The sequence below is a fragment of the Cyclobacterium sp. L-R genome (assembly GCF_056859355.1).
The window spans coordinates 21223-42039 of record NZ_JBSXOH010000079.1; the positions used below are offsets into that span (position 1 = coordinate 21223).

Annotated in this window: 13 protein-coding genes; 3 read left to right on the forward strand and 10 right to left on the reverse strand. The window is 38.5% G+C overall.

Annotated features, from left to right (window positions below; all coding sequences use genetic code 11):
• Positions 1-182: 182 nt before the first annotated feature.
• The 3 genes from dut to AC13EX_RS14410 are packed head-to-tail and all read right to left on the reverse strand — an operon-like array spanning position 183 to position 2930.
• Positions 183-614, reverse strand: coding sequence for a dUTP diphosphatase (gene dut, locus AC13EX_RS14400; RefSeq protein WP_482893209.1), 432 nt, complete (start codon positions 612-614; stop codon positions 183-185).
• Between the two features lies 1 nt (position 615).
• On the reverse strand, positions 616-2133 hold the full coding sequence (locus AC13EX_RS14405; RefSeq protein ID WP_482893210.1) for a lipopolysaccharide biosynthesis protein: 1518 nt from the start codon (positions 2131-2133) through the stop codon (positions 616-618).
• 11 nt (positions 2134-2144) lie between these two features.
• The gene (locus AC13EX_RS14410; RefSeq protein WP_048640342.1) at positions 2145-2930 is read right to left on the reverse strand and encodes an enoyl-CoA hydratase/isomerase family protein; all 786 of its coding nucleotides are present in this window, start codon (positions 2928-2930) and stop codon (positions 2145-2147) included.
• A gap of 328 nt (positions 2931-3258) precedes the next feature.
• Here AC13EX_RS14410 and AC13EX_RS14415 point away from each other — a divergent pair, with 328 nt between their 5' ends.
• A complete protein-coding gene (locus AC13EX_RS14415; protein ID WP_482893211.1) occupies positions 3259-4725 on the forward strand; it encodes an NADP-dependent isocitrate dehydrogenase in 1467 nt (488 codons plus the stop codon).
• 56 nt (positions 4726-4781) lie between these two features.
• Positions 4782-6068, forward strand: coding sequence for a glycosyltransferase family 4 protein (locus tag AC13EX_RS14420; RefSeq protein ID WP_482893212.1), 1287 nt, complete (start codon positions 4782-4784; stop codon positions 6066-6068).
• A gap of 65 nt (positions 6069-6133) precedes the next feature.
• Here the strand turns inward: AC13EX_RS14420 and AC13EX_RS14425 are convergent, their stop codons facing one another.
• The 5 genes from AC13EX_RS14425 to AC13EX_RS14445 form a co-directional block, all read right to left on the reverse strand.
• Complete coding sequence (locus AC13EX_RS14425) at positions 6134-7624, reverse strand: lipopolysaccharide biosynthesis protein (RefSeq protein ID WP_482893213.1); 1491 nt, start codon at positions 7622-7624, stop codon at positions 6134-6136.
• 54 nt (positions 7625-7678) lie between these two features.
• The gene (locus AC13EX_RS14430) at positions 7679-8707 is read right to left on the reverse strand and encodes a glycosyltransferase family 4 protein (protein WP_482893214.1); all 1029 of its coding nucleotides are present in this window, start codon (positions 8705-8707) and stop codon (positions 7679-7681) included.
• 18 nt (positions 8708-8725) lie between these two features.
• Positions 8726-9439, reverse strand: a complete 714-nt coding sequence (locus AC13EX_RS14435) for a class I SAM-dependent methyltransferase (protein ID WP_482893215.1) — start codon at positions 9437-9439, stop codon at positions 8726-8728.
• Positions 9440-9441: 2 nt separating this feature from the next.
• Complete coding sequence (locus AC13EX_RS14440; protein ID WP_482893216.1) at positions 9442-11883, reverse strand: YfhO family protein; 2442 nt, start codon at positions 11881-11883, stop codon at positions 9442-9444.
• 173 nt (positions 11884-12056) lie between these two features.
• Positions 12057-12746, reverse strand: a complete 690-nt coding sequence (locus tag AC13EX_RS14445; protein ID WP_482893217.1) for a Rossmann-fold NAD(P)-binding domain-containing protein — start codon at positions 12744-12746, stop codon at positions 12057-12059.
• A gap of 749 nt (positions 12747-13495) precedes the next feature.
• Here AC13EX_RS14445 and AC13EX_RS14450 point away from each other — a divergent pair.
• Complete coding sequence (locus AC13EX_RS14450) at positions 13496-15253, forward strand: SulP family inorganic anion transporter (protein WP_482893218.1); 1758 nt, start codon at positions 13496-13498, stop codon at positions 15251-15253.
• 85 nt (positions 15254-15338) lie between these two features.
• Here the strand turns inward: AC13EX_RS14450 and AC13EX_RS14455 are convergent, their stop codons facing one another.
• A complete protein-coding gene (locus AC13EX_RS14455; RefSeq protein WP_482893219.1) occupies positions 15339-16313 on the reverse strand; it encodes a PorP/SprF family type IX secretion system membrane protein in 975 nt (324 codons plus the stop codon).
• 4 nt (positions 16314-16317) lie between these two features.
• Positions 16318-20682 carry a T9SS type B sorting domain-containing protein gene (locus AC13EX_RS14460; RefSeq protein ID WP_482893220.1) on the reverse strand — a complete coding sequence of 1455 codons (4365 nt, stop codon included), beginning with the start codon at positions 20680-20682 and terminating at the stop codon, positions 16318-16320.
• Positions 20683-20817: the final 135 nt, after the last annotated feature.

Genomic DNA, 20817 nt, shown 5'->3' on the forward strand with positions numbered 1-20817 from the left:
GTTCAATAACCTAAACCTTCATTTTAACTACAATGTGATTTTTAATTCTGTTAGTTCCAGACCATTGTGAACTATTATCAAGGTCGACAATTTACAGATTACTTTAAATTATACAATTAACCCTAACATTTGGTTCATCTGCCGGCAAACACCAAAAAAAGAAATCGATTTAATATATGGGTTTATTTCCCAGTGCTTCCGTAACCACCAGTTCCTCTTTCGGTGTCTGAAAGGGATTCCTGAGGACTCCATTCGATTTGTTCATACCTAGCGATGACCATTTGTGCAATCCTTTCTCCATCCTGAACGGTGAACTCACTGTCAGAATTATTCACAAGTAAAACTTTTATTTCACCTCTGTAATCCGCATCAATTGTTCCAGGACTATTAAGAACAGTAATTCCATGCTTGTAAGCCAGACCACTTCTAGGCCTTATTTGTGCTTCAAAACCTTCTGGTAATGCAATGTACAAGCCGGTTCCTATTAATTTTCTCTCTAGTGGTTTTAAAATGATAGGTTCAGAAATGTTGGCGGTAAGATCCAGACCTGCAGACAGTTTGGTTTGGTAAGCAGGTAAAGGGTGATTTGATTTATTAATAACGTTAATATTCATGCTACTTCTTGGAGAGAGATTTTAATAACGAATATAGTTCCTTTTTTTCCATCAAGAAAATTAGGCCACCATACAATAAAATGATAGATGTGTGAAGGATAAAATTAATCGCTAATGAACCTGTATCTATAAGGAAGCCTCCATAACTTAAAAGGAATGCTATGATAAGATAGCCAATGTCTTTTTTAGTCTGGTAGGGGATGGGGTAATACTTCTGTCCTATAAAATAACATAGCAACACCATGATCAAATAACTACCTAAGGTACTCAACGCTCCACCTATAAAACCCCAGATAGGGACCAATGTGAGGATAATCACTATTGTTATGACTGCTCCAACCAAGGTGATATAAAAACTGTAACGCGTTTGGTCAGTGATTTTAAACCAAATGCTAAGGTTGTAATATACCCCTAATAGTAAATAGCCCATTAGTAGGATAGGTACCATAGGTAGGGCTGCTGTATATCCATCTGCCTGGAAGAACAAGGCGCCAATTAACTTTAAATTTACAGCTACTGCCACCATTAAGAAAGTGCAAAAGATAATGAACCAATGCATGACCCTTGCAAATAATAATGGGCTGTTTTTGTTCTCAGATTGTTGAAAAAAGAAGGGTTCAGCGGCATATTTGAAAGCTTGAATGATTAAGCTCATTAATATAGCCAACCTAAAAGTGGCGCCAAATACTCCTCCGGCCTCTCTGGAAGTTAATTCAGGGTAAAATCCATCAGGAAGAGCATATTCAAATAACCCTCTTGAAAACACATCATTGGTAACCCCTGCAAGTCCCATAAATAACAAAGGAAGTGCGTATTTCCACATGGGGAGAAGGATGGTTCGCTTTAGCTGGAATTCCCATTGGCCTGCTAGTTTCCATAAAAATGGTAAAATAAGTAGGTTTGCCAATAGGTTTGCTAGTAAGATATAGTCTACGCCCCAGTCTGGATTGTACCATTGGGAAACAAATGGATACAGTATCTGTAGAATATCTCCTTCAACGATATGATAAGCCACAACGATAAATAGCACATTGAAACCTACATTCAGGAAGATGTTTAATAATTTGAGTAATGCAAAAGTCAGAGACCTGCCATCTAGCCTCAAGCGTGCAAATGGCAGAGCCATCAAGGCGTCAATTGTCAATATCATTGCCGCCCATTGAAACAAATGAGATTTTCCTTGATAATCAAATAGCAAGCTTAGGTTTTCTGCAAAAAGAAACAAAATGATTCCTAATGATAAACCTACCACGGCTACCAAAGATTGGGCATTTTGAAAGACAACCTTTGGCTCCAAACCCTTGCCTGTAGAAAATCTAAAGTAAGAGGTTTCCATGCCGAATGTGAAAATGACATTCAGAAAAGCAATCATTGCATAAAGCATAGTGAAAGACCCTAGCTCTTCTTTTGGAAGATATCCCGTGTACAGGGGGACAAGCAAAAAATTGATTGATTTGCCGAGGATACTGCTGATGCCATATATGGCAGATTGCCCAGCTAATTTTTTTATCAGGCCCATAAAAAAGGGGACTACTCCCCTTTGAAATTAGGTTTCCTTTTTTCTAGAAAGGCTTTGGTTCCTTCTCTATAATCTTCGGATTTGACGCAACGCGCAAAACTATTGGCTTCGATTTGATACCCATTTTCGTCACTTGCAAAAACAGCATTGACACAGTCTACTATCATACCTATAGACAATGGTGCTTTGCTCATTATCTTTCTTAAAATCTCTTCTGCTTTAGCCATTGCATCCTCTTTGGAAGCTTCTACATGATTGAGTAGCCCAAGGGATTTAGCATCATTGACATCAAGCATGTCTCCAGTCATCAGAATTTCTGTGGCTTTTGTTCTACCAATAAGGTTGGTAAGCCGCTGTGTTCCTCCGTAGCCAGGGATTATCCCCAAATTTACTTCTGGTTGTCCAAATTTAGCATTTGAAGTAGCGATTCTCATGTGGCAGGCAATGGCCAATTCACATCCGCCCCCCAAAGCATAGCCATTTACTACTGCGATTACAGGTTTATGACAAGATTCAATGTTATCAAAAACTTCCTGACCAAATTCAGCAAACTTTCTAGCATTGAGTTCGTTAAGCTCTGAAATTTCATTGATGTCAGCACCAGCGACAAAGGCCTTTTCACCCGCACCTGTGATGATTACACCTCTTATCGATTTGTTATCATTCACTTCGTTGAAAATGTTTTTCAACTCTTCCAATGTGCTGAAGTTTAAGGCATTGAGCTTGGACTCTCTGCTGATGGTAAGATAAAGTATTCCGTCTTTAGTCTCTGAAAGAATATTTTTTTGTTCAGCCATTCCAATTCTTCAATGTTAAGGCCCAAATATACGAGGTGCCTAATCAATCACAAAAGATTCGGCTAAAAATCACAAATCAACTGAAAGTGATAATTCATTAAATAGCTATAAAATTGCATTTTAAACCACGGAAAAAGGTATTTAAGAATCATTATTGCTTTCTAATTAATTTGAAGCTTTAAAGTCTAGGAATTGATACTGATTGAAGTAGGCCTCATTTATTGTCAAAACGGCTATTATTTCTCTGGTTAAATCGATTGTATGTCAATATTTTCTATTTTTGCATAGAAGCTAACAATTAGGTACAAAAATTTCAATCACTTACCACATGACGGAAAAAAGGAAAATAACAGTAGCATTTGGAGATGGCATTGGTCCAGAAATAATGAATGCAACATTGTCAATCCTGGAGGCAGCCGGGGCTGCTATAGAGCCAGATGTTATTGAAATCGGTGAGCAGGTTTATTTAAAAGGAATAAGTTCGGGGATAGCGCCAAGTGCATGGGATTCTTTAAGAGAAACTAAGGTGTTTCTAAAATCACCAATTACCACCCCTCAAGGAGGTGGCTTTAAGAGTCTGAACGTGACTACAAGAAAGACATTAGGGCTTTATGCTAATGTGCGGCCTTGTAAGGCTTATTCGCCATTTATTCATACTCATTTCCCTAAAACTGATTTGGTTATTATTAGGGAAAATGAAGAGGACCTATATGCAGGTATTGAACACCGTCAAACGGATGAAGTATACCAATGCTTAAAGTTGATCTCCAGACCGGGTAGTGAGAAAATTGTCAGGTATGCTTTTGAGTATGCCCGCATGAACAAGCGGAAAAAGGTCACTTGTATGACCAAAGACAATATCATGAAAATGACTGATGGCATTTTTCATCAGGTGTTTAATGAGGTTGCTAAAGAATACCCTGACATAGAAACGGATCATAAAATTATAGACATAGCTACTGCATTAATTGCTGACAGCCCTGAGATGTTTGATGTGATTGTTACACTAAACCTCTATGGTGATATTATCTCTGATGTGGCAGCTCAGGTAACAGGGTCAGTAGGCCTCGGTGGTTCTGCTAATGTTGGTGAAGATGTGGCCATGTTTGAAGCTATTCATGGTTCTGCTCCTGATATTGCAGGTATGGATATAGCCAATCCATCTGGTTTGTTAAATGGTGCGATCATGATGCTAGTGCATATAGGACAACCCGAAGTAGCACAAAAAATCAGTAATGCATGGATGGCTACACTTGAGGATGGTATTCATACAGGAGATATTTATCAAGATGGAGTAAGTACCAAAAGAGTGGGTACTAAAGAATTTGCTGAGGCAGTAATTTCAAGGTTAGGTAAGGAACCTAAAAGCATGAAAAAAGCGGTTTTTGCCAAAGCTGAGCGTAGTGAAGCTGAAATAAAAAAAGCCCTTGCGATCAAACCACATAAAGCTGCTGAGAAAGTATTGATAGGTTTGGATGTTTTTATAGACTGGAAAGAAGGAAATAGAAACCCGGACGAAATGGGAGACAAGCTTAGGTCGGTCAATGCCAACGGATTAAAAATGCAACTTATTACCAATAGAGGGGTAAGGGTTTATCCTGATGGAATGAAAGAGACCTTTTGCTCTGATCATTGGAGAGTCAGGTTTTTTGATGCAGATGATAAGCCCATTACCCATGAGCAAATCATAGAGGTATTGAATCAGGTAGGAAACTTAGGCTTTGACTTTATCAAGACAGAGAATTTGTATACTTTCGATGGAGAAAGAGGTTTTTCATTGGCTCAAGGCGAATAAATATATAATGTCATTCAAGCAGGAAATAATGTTCCTGCTTGATTTTTTTTTAATGTATGAAAAGGGTCCTGATCATTACTTATTACTGGCCGCCAAGTGCCGGGTCAGGCGTTCAACGCTGGCTGAAATTTTCCAAATACCTACCTGAATTTGGCTGGCAACCCGTAATTTTCACGCCCGAAAATCCTGATTTTGCATTACAAGACCCTTCTCTGGAGAAAGAAGTGGACAAACATACAGAGGTATTGAAGTTTCCTATTTGGGAGCCTTATCAGTTGTTTAGAACACTTAAAAAACAGCAACCAAAGGATACTGCCAGCATTCTTGAGTACAAGGATCCGGGAATGCTCGATCAGTTGGCCGTCTGGCTCAGGGGAAACCTCCTTATTCCTGACCCTAGATTATTTTGGGTGAAACCTTCGGTTAGTTTTTTAGCTAGTATTTGCGAGCAAAATAATTTTGAAGCGATCATCACTACTGGGCCTCCTCACAGTATGCACTTGATAGGTAGAAACCTAAAAAGAAAAACAGGAATTCCATGGCTTGCAGATTTTCGAGATCCATGGTCCAATTGGGAGTTTTTGGACACGCTTAAGCTAAGTCAATTTGCCAGAAAGAAACATCAAAAGCTTGAGTCTAGCGTATTTGAAGAGGCCGATAGCCTGGTAACCATTTCACCTACATTTAAAAATGAAATGCAGGGGATAGGGGCTAAAAATGTAAAGGTAATCCTGAATGGTTTTGATACTGCGGATATACCTGAAACCCTTTCTAAACCAGCCAGTCAATCGTCTGTTTTAGAAATCGTATATTCGGGAGTGATTGATGGAATAAGAGACCCTTTTCCGTTTCTAAGGGCGCTTAAAACGGTTTTTGGAGAGAGCACAGGCAAGGTCAGGCTAACTTTTGTAGGGAGGGTGAATGAGAGCATTAAAACCTTGGTAGCTCAAGACAGTTGGTTCAAAGCCCATATTGCATTGCCGGGTTATGTATCTCATAAAACAGTGTTCTCCTTTTATGAAAAAGCCCAGCTATTGCTTCTGATCCTTACCAATACCAAAAATGCCAAAGGAAATATTCCCGGTAAACTATTTGAATACATGGCAACGGGTCGGGAAATATTGGCTTTGGGAGATCCGATGGGGGATTCCGCTTCTATTATTAATTCATCGGTGGCAGGTAAAGTTTTCGCTCATCAAGATGAAGAAGGTTTGGTTCAGTTCCTTCGTGGTTTTGCCAAAGGGGAAAATCAAGGATGGACTAAGTCCGACATTCAAAATTACAGCAGAAAAAACATTACACAGCAATTGGCGCTATTACTTGAAGGCATTGCAAAGACGTAGTTGTCGAAGGTTTTCAGTACCATGACATTGAATTCTATGTGAAGTTTTATGCACAGGCTGGATACTTAGTGTTTACTAAGCATAGACAACAGCTGTTTGATTTTTTGTAAAACCATTGTTTCCGTTTCAGGTGCGGCCTTTAATATGTGTAACAGCAGTAGATAAACAGCGGTAACAATTCCACTTCTAATTAGAATATCAAGGATAACAGCCTCTAAAGTTGGGATCAAGTAATACGAAACTGCCCAGCTCAATATCCCAGCCAGGAGAATTAAAAAGACATTAGGTGTAAAGGAGTTGAAACCTAGCCTTATTTTTATGAAAACAAATTTGACAAAGTTGTAAAAAAACATGGCGATTAAGGAGGCCAAAGCAGCTCCTTCAATCCCGTAATGAGGAATCAATACCAAGTTAAATACAATTACTGCTACACTCATGAAAAGAGTAGCGGTGATGTTAAAGGTGTAGAATTTGGAGAAGACGATTATTTCGCCATTAACCGAGAAGATCACATCTGTTAATTTGCCTAAACCGATCAATAATACTACCCATTTGCCTTGCTCATAAATGCTTCTGTTTGGTACAAAGTGGTAGAGACTCTCAATATTGATCCAGATCATTAAAAAAATCAACAAACAAATTAACAGCTGGTTGATAGCTATTTTTTTATAGAGTGCATTTATTCCAGTCAATTGATTTTTCGCAAACATCTCGGAGATAACCGGCATGGCTACCTGTGAAATTGCCCGCCTCGGCATTTCTATTACCACAGCTATAGAAAAGCCTATGGTGTAAATTGCATTGGCATCTAAGCCTATCATTGAACTCACCATGATGCTGTCAATCTTCATGATCAGAAGTGCCCCGGCTGTGCCTAGGAGGGTGATCAAGCTGTATTGCAAAAACTCCTTCTTAATGGGGAGGGTAATTCTCTTCCAATTAAAATCAATTTTAAATATTTTCTCCCTTTTCATGTATAACATGATAGAAATCATGGCTAGCATGTACACAGCCCCCATGCCCCAAATCATAAAGTCAAAGGAGTAAAAAGAAAAGTAATATCCTATTACCAACATTGCCATAAAAACTCTTAGAAACACATCCCGAATTAAAGAAGGTATGGCAATCTTTAAAAATGACCTACAAAATGCCTCCAGAAGCGAATTGAATAGAGAGAAGAAGGTAATCAATAGGGCAACAATAAGGAAGTTGTTAACCTCAGGTGCTTTCTCTGCAAATGCGTTAATGATTGGGGTTTTGAAAACAAAAAACAATGAGGCTACCATAAAAAAGCCTACAGTAGCGATGATCAGGCTAAAGCTAAAGAAAGCAAATTCTTTGCCTCTTAACCTTGGGAAGAAGCGGGTAATGCCATGTCCGATACCCAGTTGGGCAAAGGGTACCAAAAGCAAAGCTATGTCCTGAACGGTCTTAAATAAACCGATTTGTGTTGGGCTAAGTACGTAAGGGAACAGCCATAGAAGGTTAACATACCCTACGATTACTCCCACATAGGAAAATATGGTTGTTAATACACTTTGCTTAACACCTGCCATTAAAAGTCGACATTAATACTTTAATATTTTATTCAAAGTTGGAGATTATTTTTCTTAATCAGGTGTTAAAACTGCAATTAGTTTTTCTTTTCTCTGGGCATAATTGAAATTTTCCTTTATCCTTAGTGAGGCGTTTACCCGTAAGGTTTTTAAGTCTTCATTTTCTAATTTAGAGACCAAATCAAATAAGAGTTCAACATTTTTATAAGGTAAAATAAAACCTGTATCACCAATGATTTTAGCGATTTCGCCTACATTACTTCCAATCGGAATGCATCCACACAACATTGCCTCAGCTAGGGCATTGGGGAAACCCTCAGAATAGGAAAGTTGTAAATAAAACTGGCTGCGTTGGTATACTTGTCTAATTTCTTTTTGATCAAGAGGGGGCATTATGATGACATTTGGAAGAAGTGTTTTGAAATTCTTGTCTCCAATAATCGTAAATGAATGGTCTGGGAATGCTTTTGCCATTTCAATTACCAGATCAATACCCTTAACCATGGCTCGATTTTCTTTTGAAATCCCTGTAGCCACTGTAACAAAGGAGAAAGGTGATTTTGCTCTATGGTCATCGGTCCAAAACTGGTCATCAAAGCCATTATAAACCACCTGTATTTTTGTCTTTAAGTCAGGGATCAAGTGTAGCAAACCCTGATGTTTTGGCGAATCTGTATCATAGGTATATGTTGATTTTACTAAAGAATGGGATACCGGAAGTATGAGTGAACAGTTTTTGAAACTGTATACAGTTGCTTTTTTAAGCCATTTTTTTCTGTAGTTGCCATAATCTATTTTTGGTAAATGCATGGCGTCTGTTCCTCCACATTCAATGATTACTTCTTTGGCAAATAGTTTTCCAAGAAAAACAGGTATAATAGTGTGGTATCCGGCAAAAAAACAAAGGTATTTGCTTGTGAACGGAAGCAACAACATTAGCTGCATTAATTGATACACGAAAAAAAAAGGTAATAAATAGGGATTCGTAGTGAAATTGAGGTGAACAATTCGAAATGTAGGGCTTAGCATTTCTATATCCCTTTGGATAAAAGCGGTAGGAATGGGAGAGATATAGAGGATCATTTATTGTTCAATTGAAGTTCAAAAAGCAGGTAATTTTTGTTTTAATTTGATCAAAAGCCTTTCCTTTAAAATAGTCCATTTGTCTCTATGGTTGGTGCTTTGTATGGCTTGTTTCTTTTTAAATACGAAATATTGGTAATCTTTCTCCTTGTAAAAAAGGCTATAGGTGTTCATTTTATCAAGGTAAAAATCATTTGCAGACAATTTGCTAACGAGTTCTCCAGTATCTAATGGTTGATCAATTACCTGTAGTTTTTCTGGTTCATTGGCGATCATCCATTCAAGAAATCTAGGGGAAGGAATATGAATAAAGATGAAAGTCTCTGAGTGACTGTGTTTTTTGATGGTCTCAAATAAAGCAAAGTGGTCCTCTACTGGTATGTGCTCTAATACATCAGGGAAAACTACGGCATCAAACAAAGTATCTTTCTTATGAAAGTTTTTCATGTCAGAAACTTCAAATTGGAGGTTGCCCAAACCATTCCAAATTATTTTTGCCTGTGCAATACTTTCAGGGCTAATGTCTACCGCCAGTACCTCTCCTTTAGGTGTGTTTTTAGCAATTAGCTGACTAACGGTTCCAATTCCGCAACCGACCTCCAATACCTTATGGTGTGATTTTAAACCGGCATTTTTCAATTTTGAAATAATGCTAAGGTGTCTTGAGTTTACACCGGTTTTAATTTGCTGATTGGCAAATTGGTCGTAGAATTGGGCAACGTCTTTTGTCATTTTTATACTGTCGGTTCTTGTTTGGTTTTCAAATTTATGAAAACAACAAATATTAAAGAAAGGACTACAAGGTATTGAGCGAATATTGAAATGTACTCCCATCGATAATAAGATGTTGGTTCAAAGCGCATCTCCACCATGTGCTCACCTTCAGGAAGTACAAGTCCTCTTAATAAGTAATTTACACGTAAAATTGGTGTTTCTTGACCGTCAATAAATGCTTTCCAGCCTTTTGGGTAGTAAATTTCAGAAAAAACCACCAAACCTGATTTTTCAACAGAGGCAGTGTAGGCCAAAACATCAGGTGAGTAGCTTTTCAATTTAATGCTTCCTTTTCCAGTATTTATGCTTTGATTTCCGTTGTCTTGTGCATTGTAGGTGGCCGTCACCTTGGTGTTTATTTTTGCCAAAGCCTCGATCTCCTCTTCATTTGTCTTTGTACCTTCAATACTTTCCGGAAACCAAGCAGGACCATTGGCTTCAGGGTTTAGGAAAACAGCATTTTCAGCTCTGCCCGCCATGAGGTATTTGGTATTCAGCATGTTCAAAGCCTGAATGCCTTTATAATCAAAGTTTCCTTCCTGTGCTTTTTGAACAAAGCCATTGATTTCTGTACCAAGTATACGGTCTATCAAATCGTTGTACCGGCTCATTTTGGCTCCATGATAACCGCCTATGCTGTTGAAACGATAACTGGTCCGGGCATCATTAAAAGGGTTTTGAATGTTTAAAACCCTGAAATAGTCTTTATCAGCACTTATTTTATTGTCAGCAGGAGTTGCTGCAAAATGTTGTTCGCTAGGATCATTAGTAAAGCTATCCTTGTCCAAATAACGGCTGTTGACTCCCCAAAGGTCGATTAGAACCATTGCGCCAATCCCTAAAACTGAATAAGTAATTTTTAATTTATTAAACAATGCCAAACCTATAAATGCTGCCGAAATAGTAATGAAAATAGCAGACCTTAATGCGTCAGACATTAGCATGCTTTTTCTGTCGGATTTAAGTGCCGTCATTAACCAGTCAGGGTATCCTGAATTCGGCATTGAAGACTGGTAACCCATCATTGAAGCGAAGACAATGCCTAGCAAAATCAAGCCTAATGTGATAACTGTACCTATAAAGAAAGTCTTTTTTGTTTCCTTTTCTTTAATTTTTCGCATTACGTTCTCAAGGCCGATGGCACCAAATAGAGGGATTACGAAAAGGGTCATGCCCAAGGCCATAGAGACAGCCCTGAATTTATTGTATCCTGGTAAATAGTCGAATAGCGTATAGTTAAACCAAGCAAGATTTTTTCCCCAAGAAAGCAATAGAGTCAATACGGTCATTGCCAAAAAAGTATTTCTATATGAGGCGGGAGCAAAGAGTATACCTAATACAAAAAGGAAAATCATGATCGAGCCACCATACATGGGACCACCAGTGAACGGTTGGTCCCCCCAATAGGTAGGCGCACCTTTAATAAATTGGTTGACCTGTGCATTGTCAATTCCATTGGCACGAAGCGCTTTTTCAGAAGCTGAATTTTTAGGAACGGCTTCTTGAGTAGCACCTCCAAAATAATTGGGAATAAGCAAAGTGAATGTCTCAAGCTTTCCACTTGACCAATTGAAAGCGTACTCCTTGTCTAGACCTGAATCATTTTGATTGACAGCAGGAAGGTTACGTTCACCCCGAATAGAATAGGCTCCATATTCTAATACAGCACTCAACCTGGCTGAATGCCCAATTACACCAAGCATAGCAGCTAATAGCAACATGCCGGTAGTTTTAGCGAAGGCGGGTAATTGTTGTTTACGATAAGCATGCACCAATTGACCAATGCCATAAACAATTACCAATAAAAGCGTGTAATAAGTGATCTGAAGATGGTTGAATTTTAATTGCAATAGTACTGCTAAAGCGGTGATAACCAGGCCAAGTAACTTCTTATTATTAAAGGCCATGTGGACACCTGCAAGAATTAGCGGAATGATACATACAGCCCAAATTTTAGCGTTGTGACCAGCTTCCAGGCTGAGAAAATTAAAGGTATTGAATGAAAAGGCCCATGCTCCTATCAACGCGATGACAGGACGAACCTTAAAACTTAGTAGTAGGATGTACATGGAAACCATTCCAAAAAACAAAGCGCTAATCGGATGGGGTAAACCGAAAGTAAACACCTTAATTAGGAAATTGGTAATGTCTCCTTTAGGATCAAGGTGAATTAGGTAAGCAGGCATTCCGCCAAACATTCGGTTTGTCCATAGGGCTTCTTCCCCAGTGTTTTCTCGGTGTTCTAAAAGCTCCTTGGCAGAGCCTTCCCATTGAAGGATATCTGACTGGAACATCATTTTCCCATCAAATACAATCGGGGAGAAATAAAGAACTACGATCAGATAAAAGGAAGAAATCGCTAAAAAGTGGGGCAATACGTCTGCTTTAAAATCAAACTTCATGTTCTAATCGTCTGGAATTAAGATATGTTTAAATTTAATACGCAAATTAACAAAAAACGGCGGATTATTGTAAATGGCATGCTGCCCTTAAGGCTTTTAAATCCAATTATTTTCAAAAAGCCAAGCAGGGATTTTTGAAAATTGATACTATTAGCCCTTTTTTGAATTGCTTTTTAGTTTCGTTTTTTTGTTACCGAATAAAACTGATCCCATTGTAAAATTTCATAACCTTTACCATTATTGAAAATGTTATTTGCCATTGCCTGTCCTAATACATCTACCGGTATACCACGGTATTTCCTTAATCCCCCGATCAATAACGGATTTAGGTAGGGCCATACTTTCAAGGTAATGGCTTGTGATAGCCCATATCGGTTTGTGGGTGTTAAAATCATTGATGGTTGAAATATGCTTAACCTATCAAAATTCAAGTCTTTTAAAGCTTCGACCAATTCCCCTTTTGCTCTTAAATAGAAAAATCTTGATTCAGCATGTATTCCTACTGAGGCCAATAACTCAAAATGTTTGACTCCAGCATTTTTACATGCTATTGCAAAATTTAAAACAGCCGTTTTATCAATTTTAATAAATTCTTCTTTACTTATTTTTGAAGGTTCACCTACACCTAAAGTGCAGATAGCACTTCTGTGACCAGGTAAATAGTCCAGGTACGACTTAGGTTCATGAATATTGATTTTGTATTGTTTTACAAAGTAAGCATTTACATTTGGAATTGGATTTCTTCCAAGCAAGGTAAGTTGCTGAATGTTTTTTAGAGAAAGAAGAGAGTTTAAAGCTGCTGTACCAACGGCACCACTAGCACCTAACATTACTATAGATTGTTCATTGGGTTTTGTCGTCATCGCGTATTTTTATACAATTTGATATTATTATGAACATATAACTTCATTGTTGTTCATTCAGTTTCCATATGAAATGGTATTATTTACACCAAACCACCTCATTATGCAGTTAGGGTAATGCATCTCTAATTTTTCTCTAGTATTTTAAACCCGGATTATGTAATAGGATTTCTCCGTCCTGCAATAGTCAGGGGTGAAGCCTGTCCCGTGTTTACGGGAAGTGTTGCAATCGCAAGAAAATCAGGCTGTTTGGATATTTTAGCATAGCACCGCTATGGTGAAATTGAAAACAGCAACGAAGTGGCTGATTTTGAAGCGATTTCAGCACGTAATAGATTGTCTATTGCATATTCGGGTTAAAGCTTTGGGTTTTTGTTTAAAGTTGTGCGTTGCTTGGTTCTTTTTCCATTTTAGCCTATTAATTATAGTTTATATTGTAGAGAACGGCCACAGGATTTTACCTGAATGGTTAATATAGATCAAATAGTTGGTCGTTCCAATGCTTTTAATGCAGGTGCTGGAGCCTGAAGTTATACTTTTGGCCAAAATTATGCAATACGTGATTTTATTGAAGGTAAAGTCATAGCCTTCATGTGAGGATGGGAAAAGCAACCAAGTGATCCATTTTGTCTGGAGTGTTTTAGCTTTAGCCGAAAGGGGATAGTTGGGTAAAGTAAATTAATGGATCTGTGACCAATGTTACGGTATCAGGCTTTGTTGTGCACTACATTTGAGTTTAAATTATTCTTATGTTGAAACGTTATTTCCCAATACTCCAATGGCTTCCGAGCTATAAGAAATCTTATTTATCCGGCGATGTTGGAGCTGGGTTGACCGTAGGCATTATGCTTATTCCTCAAGGGATGGCTTATGCCATGATTGCTGGTCTTCCGCCGGTTTTTGGACTTTATGCGTCCTTGATTCCGCAAATCATTTATGCCATACTGGGTACATCGCGACAATTGGCGGTAGGGCCTGTTGCAATGGATTCTTTACTTGTTGCATCTGGTCTAGGGGCTCTAGCTCTTTCCGGTATAGATGAATATATCGCCATGGCCATATTTTTGGCTTTATTTATGGGGCTTATTCAGCTAGGGTTGGGCTTACTGCGAATGGGTTTTTTGGTCAATTTTTTATCAAAACCTGTAATTAGTGGATTTACCTCTGCTGCCGCAATTATCATTGGTCTAAGTCAGTTAAAGCATCTTTTAGGTACTTCTATTCAAAGTAGCAATCAAATACATTTCCTTTTAAAAAATGCATTGGCTACCATTACCGATACCAATATGATTACCCTTGCTATCGGTGTAATCGCTATAATTCTCATTAAGTCGATTAAAAAAATCGATAGTCGTATTCCTGCGGCACTTGTAGTAGTGGTCGTGGGTGTTTTGGGGATTTATTTCTTGGGATTGAATGACCTTGGGGTGAAGATTGTCGGTGAAGTACCAAGTGGGTTACCTATGTTTCAAGTCCCTTCCATCGATTATTCAAGAGTTTCAGAGCTGCTTCCCATTGCGATGACCTTGGCCCTAATCGCTTTTATGGAAGCTATCTCTGTTGCCAAGGCGATTGAGGAAAAGCATCAAGGTTATCAGGTCGATCCCAATCAAGAGCTTATTGCCTTGGGAACGTCGAATATTCTTGGGTCGTTTTTTCAATCCTACCCAACAACTGGTGGTTTTTCAAGAACTGCAGTGAATGATCAAGCAGGTGCTAAAACTGGCGTCGCGCCAATAGTAAGTGCGATGGTGGTTGGGCTAACACTGATGTTCTTAACACCTTTGTTCTATTATTTGCCAAATGCAGTTTTGGCGGCAATTATTATGGTAGCTGTCTTTGGATTGATAGATATTGAATACCCCATCGATCTGTTTAAAAACCGAAGAGATGAATTTTACCTATTGATAGCTACCTTCCTGATCACTCTTACTGTAGGTATAAAAGAAGGTATACTATTAGGGGTTTTGATTTCTTTGCTGTTGTTAGTTTACAGGACTTCAAGGCCACATATTGCTGTTTTGGGTCGGATACGAAATACCGATTATTTTAAAAATATAGCTCGTTTTCCAGAGGATACAGAAACTTTTAAGGAATTTTTAATAATTCGTTTTGATGCCCAGCTCTATTTTGGTAATAGAGAATATTTTAAAAACGAATTGCAAAATCAACTTGATAAAAAAGGGCTAGGCGTGAAATTCGTTATCCTGAATGCGGAGGCCATTAATTATATAGATAGTAGTGCTATTCATATGTTACGCCAATTAATCAATGAATTGAAAAACAAAGGAATAAAATTGGTCGTTGCAGGAGCGATTGGCCCTGCTAGAGATATTTTTTATAGCAGTGGGTTGATCAATGAAATTGGAAAGGATAATTTTTTCGTTAAGACAAACGAGGCTTTCGAACATTGTAATCCTTTGAGCAAAAAAACAGAAATAGAAGAAATGATATCCCTTCAATCAAAAAAAGATAAGGCAAAGCTAACGAAACTAAAACACAGCTAAAACCTGATTAATGCTTGGTCTAGTTCTTATTTCTGAGGGAATGAGATAACGGGGTGTTTAATTAAACTTTGTGAGGAAGGTTTATTTAAAAATGTCTATTTCTATATATACTGAGCCATTTGCTGTTGAGGTAATACCCTAAGGAGAGTTCATGGCTGTTATTGATGTAATTGCTTTTGCTGTTTAAGTTAAAGTCATAAGCATAGCCCATTCTTAGGTCATCAGTAATGAAAAAGTCAAATAGTAAAGCAAGAGCGTTTCTATTCCCTGATAATTCAGAAATTATGGTCTTGTTTTTAGAAAGTCCTGATCTAAAAGAAGTGCCAATCCAATAGTTTTCTTTTATCAGAAACATGGCGTTGATGTCATAGCTGGTAGGCCCATTCAGGTCCTCACGAATTAGTACAGATGGTTTGAAGGACAGTTCATTTGATATTGGGAGTAGCAGGCCCATTTGGAAGTAAAAGTGATAATTGTGTGTGGCTATCGCAAGTTGTTTCTTTTCCAGTATGTTTTGTCCAACAAGGTTATAGGCACTTAAACCAGTGAAAAACACAGGTGTGTGGAAAAAGATCCCTAGATTTAAATTGGGTGTAATCGCATTGATTCTCCCTTGAGGGATGCCAGGGTCATTGGGATCATCCGGCTGGAATTGACTTGCGTCAAGGCCATAGGAAGTAAATCCTGAGCTAAGGCCCAAAGACAAGAAGCTTTCGTAGGAGATCTGTACAGTGTAGGAATAAGTGAGTAACATAGACTGTATATCACTGGCACCAAATTGGTCTGAATTAATATTCAGACCAAATCCCATGGTTTGTAATGAGTTTGCAATGTCTGCCGACAGGGAAAAAGTTTTGGGCGCACCCTCAAATCCTCCAAACTGACTTCGGTAAGTGGCTTGGACGAATGGATCAATTTTATATCCTGCGTAGGCTGGGTTTACGTGCATTGCATTGAATATGTATTGGCTGTATTGGGGCAATTGTTGGCCCTTCACGCCTTTAAGGGTGGCAAATATTACCAAAATCAAAAGAATGCTATTTAAGTTGATTGATTTCATTTTGTTATTTAATCACCTGTACCCAACCTTTGTATTGTATTTCTTTTTTATCAAAACTTATACCTGTTACCTGGTAGTAATAAGTGCCAGCCAATAATCCTTGTGCATACCAGTTGTTCTGGTAATCGCTGGAGGTATACACAATATCTCCCCAGCGGTTATATAAGGATAATTCAACACGCTCAAACCTGTGTGAAGCCCTAATGACAAAGGTTTCATTTCTTCCATCACCATCCGGTTTGATTACATTTGGAATAAAGAGAGGCAAGATAGTTTTGGTCTCGATGGAGGTATTGTTCTCGGGTTTAACATCTTCTCCATCTGCGCTTACTTCAGCCCTGTTATTGATCCTTCCATCTTTTATGGCAGTGACCAATAAATTGATTTGAAACGTTGCTCCTACGGGGAATTGAGCCACTTCCCATATCAATAATTTACCGTCCTGTGAGAATATTGGCGATGAAAATAGTCCATCCGAACTTAAGCTTGCACTCAGGTATTTCAATTCATCTGGTAAAAAATCCACAATTTTAATATTGTCAGCAGGGTCAGGCCCATTGTTTCCTACGGTTATTTGGTATTCAAAAGTATTGCCATCATTAACAGGGCTGCTGGCAGAGGACTTTTGTATATACATGTCTACCATCTTAGGCCTTACCTGCAATTCTTCACTAGCAATTGTTTGATTGTAATTTTCAACTGCTATGTTTATTTCATTGGTGAAATTCCCGTCTGTGGTGGGCATTATGGATAAAGAAAATGAAGTAATCTCTTCAGGGGCAAGTGCCGGTATTTTCCAGGTATTGTTATTCTCTAGAAGAGGAGTGGATGACAAGATCATCAATTCTTCGGGTAATATTTCGGTCAGAACAATGTTTTCTAAGGCAAAAAGGCTAGTGTTTTTGATAGTGATAGAATAGTTTACTATTTCACCAGGTAGGGCTTGAGTCCTGTCAATTTTCTTTTCGGCTTCAAGGGAAATTCCCAGCACTTCAAAGGTAACCGTAGCTTCACTACAATTTCCGGGTACTTCTTTTTGACAAATGCTGTATTGGATTGTATAGGTTTCTGGCAGAATATCTTCTGGTAAAGAAAGACTTCCGTTTTCATCCAGTTGGTAGTCCAGTTGAATACTGTTCCCTCCTGTGTCCCTTATAGACAGAATGCTTATGTTAACTTCCTCGGGCAAAAGCGGTTTGCTTTTTAGGCTGTCATTCAATAGTATGGATGGCAATAGGTAGGTTTGGTAATTTTTAAAAGGACCAAAGACATCATTGGTAGCGATAATGGGGGCCACCTGCACTGTTATGGTAACTATATTGCTCACAAAACCACCACAGGTATTGTCACTTACGGTTCTTCTATAGCTAGTAGTTTCTAATAGTGGGAGAGGTGAATAATCCTTTCCTTCTGCACCATTTATAACCTCCCAGTCAGATGAATTTGATTTTTTTTCCCAGGTATAAGTAAAATCTCCCGATCCTCCCTGAGGTGTGCTGCCAATAATAATTTCAGGGCTTTCCATCTGAAACAAGGTCTGATCACCTGAAATTGTATTGTTTTCTACTTCAGGATAAACAAATACTTTAACGGCTAGTCTTTCGTTAGAAAAGCAGGTGCCATTGTTCTGGGATGCGTAATAGGACATTCCGTTTTGAAGGCTCGTGTTAGCCGGCAGTATTGCTTCTCCTAATGGAGACAAATGCCATTCAATATTACTGCCTTCTACCTCTAAGTCAGCAAGTGTATACTCACCAGGACTGCAAAATTCCTGAATAGGATTGCCAATTGGTGCATCTGGAACATCTTCTAGGTTAATGGTTACGGTACTGGTTTTTTCTCCGGAACAAATACCCGTAATTGTGTAATCAAAGGTATATGTGCCAGGTGTTACTTCTGAAGAGGACCATGTGTTCTCAATTAGTCCACCACTTTCACTTGCTTCGCTCCAAGTACCATAATTGTCAAACGGTCCATCCAAAAAGTCAAATAAATTTACAATTTCACCCTTGCAAAGATTCACCTCCTGACCCTCACCTGGTTCTGGGTTTAGACTTGATTCATCAATCCTAAATTCTAGAGTTCTATTCACACATGATTCGGGATTGGTATCGCTTATTCTTACATAATAAGTACCTGCATCGGTAGCCAAGTTAAAGGGTGAAAATTCAAGTCGGGGGCCAGTGCTAAGGATTGTTTCTGGGCTTCCACCTTTGTACCATTCAAATTGAAGAAAATCAAGGTTCTTTATCAAAAGTGCCCCATTCTCCCCTTCACATAGATTTTCAGGAGTGATTTTAGGTAGGTTTTCCCCCCTTACCTGTACTGTGGAATTGGTTAAATTTCCACAGGCATCTTCCAATTGTAATTTATATTTACCAGATTCAAGGCCAGTGAATAAGGGGTCCTCGCCATTGTCTACAACAAATGGTAAACCATCTTTTTCTACAATTTTATAAGTAATGGGAGGATAACCACTGGCATTTACAGACATCTCATAGCTGTCCCCTGAGCATTTGAAAGTGTTAATGCTACTGAAAGTGCTCTTTTCCTTTATTTCAAATGACTTCAAAGTTTCGATACAATAGGTGGTCTGGGGTCGGTTTAGTATCATGTCCTTTCCATTTTTCCATACCCGGTAGGATTTGAGTAATCTTAGTTTTCCAGAATAGTTTAGATTAATATTTGAAGCTCCATTTGTCAATAGTACTGCATTTTCATTGCTAAGTTCATCCGAGGGATTGTAAACCTTTCCCGTTCCAGGGTGTGTCCATTCACCTGAGATAGGATCTAGTTTTTGTATTCCAAATATTGTGGCTTGATTACTGTTTAGGTTGTCATTGTGCTTCAGGAAAAGATTGAAAGCACCACAATTTTCGACTACGTCAATTTGGTTTTCAGTTATTGTTACGCCTTCTATAGTAACTTTTGTAAGGTGGGTAGTACCACAACTTGTATAAGAGGTGAATTCATAATCTCCTGCAGGAAGTCCTCCCATAAAGAACCTTCTCGGGTCTATGCTAACACTAATGTTTTGACTAACGTCGGCCGGAACCGGTTCCGTGTAGGAGCTAGGAGCTTTAGTCAATTCCACCTTAGTAAATTCAAAGTCAAAACTGTTCAATTGAACAGAACCTAAGTCTACTCCACAGCCCTTGTAAACAGTTGCACCGGGACCACTTAATTTTTCAAGCAACTCTTTCTCAATACTTGCTGAATTTCCACAGGCGTCTACCAAGGTAAATGCATAGTTTCCTGCAGGGATGGGTAGTTCAGTGGATCCGAAAAAAACATTCTCTTCATCAAATGGTCCTGGATATTGTGAATTAAAAGATACAGGATCAAAACCGGCAGGGAAGTCTGTGAAATTAATAGTAAATGGTGCGGTGAAATTAGAAGGTTTTACTGAAAGTCTTCTTCTTCCACAAAGTCCTGCACCCCATAGCAGGTCATTGGAAATGCTTAACTTACGGTTGATTGTGTTCCCTTCTAAAGCTGTAGTTTGACCACAGTTGTCGGTGATTGTTATATCATAAGTATAGGCTTGGTCATGGAAGAATGGTAGGTCAGCAAAAAAAATGTTTTCTGAAGAAGAACCGGTTGCTATTACAATATTGACTTCTTCTGTATCTCCTCCAGGAGTATAGATAAGGTATTTTACTTGGAGTGGATAGGAAATATCCGAACCGATTGAATTCAATTGGTGACCAACACTAATCACTCCACAGCTTTTTAATTCATTTTCAAACTGCTGGAATTCACTATCAATCAAAAACTCAGCTTTTTGAATTTCAAAGGATTGGGAAAGCCTGTCTCCACAATTGTCTGTGACAATAATCGTATAGGTCCCTGCAGAAAGATCTTCAAATACAGGGCTTTCTTGAGCAGCTCTTGGGGTAGGACCTTGTAATTGGTAGGTTGCGGGATTTCCCTGATGTACATCCACTTCTATCCTACCAAGATCACTGTTGCAAAGATTGTTGGAAATTACTGTAAATGACAAAGGTTCAAATGCTGTAAGCAAAGTAATCTCGGAAGAAATTTCCTTTGGGTTACCTTCAGATGTGTAATTTGCTGTAATACTATAGGTACCTGCTTCTAATTCCTCAAAAATCCCATTTTGGTTTGTGGATAGCAGGTCTCCCCCAGGGAGCAAATATAAGTTGTAGGCTAAATTCCCCGAATTGTCCACGTTTACAAGCAATGCCGTTATGCTCCCATTTCCTGAACAGGAGGGGTTTTGCTTTTCAAGTTCCAATGTAGGGCTGGATTGTGCCCATAAACTGGACGAAAAACTAATGCCTATTAGTAAACTGAATAGGAGGATCACAAACTTTAAATGTGAAATGTCTAATTTTTGGACTTTCATTAACACTTTTTTTAGCCGATGAACCAACAATATTCATTCAGGATTGTTGTATTTCCTATTTGAAATAAACTTGAAATAGTCACTAACTGTTTTGTTAAAAGATGGAAACTATTCAACCTCAGTAGTATTGGTTTT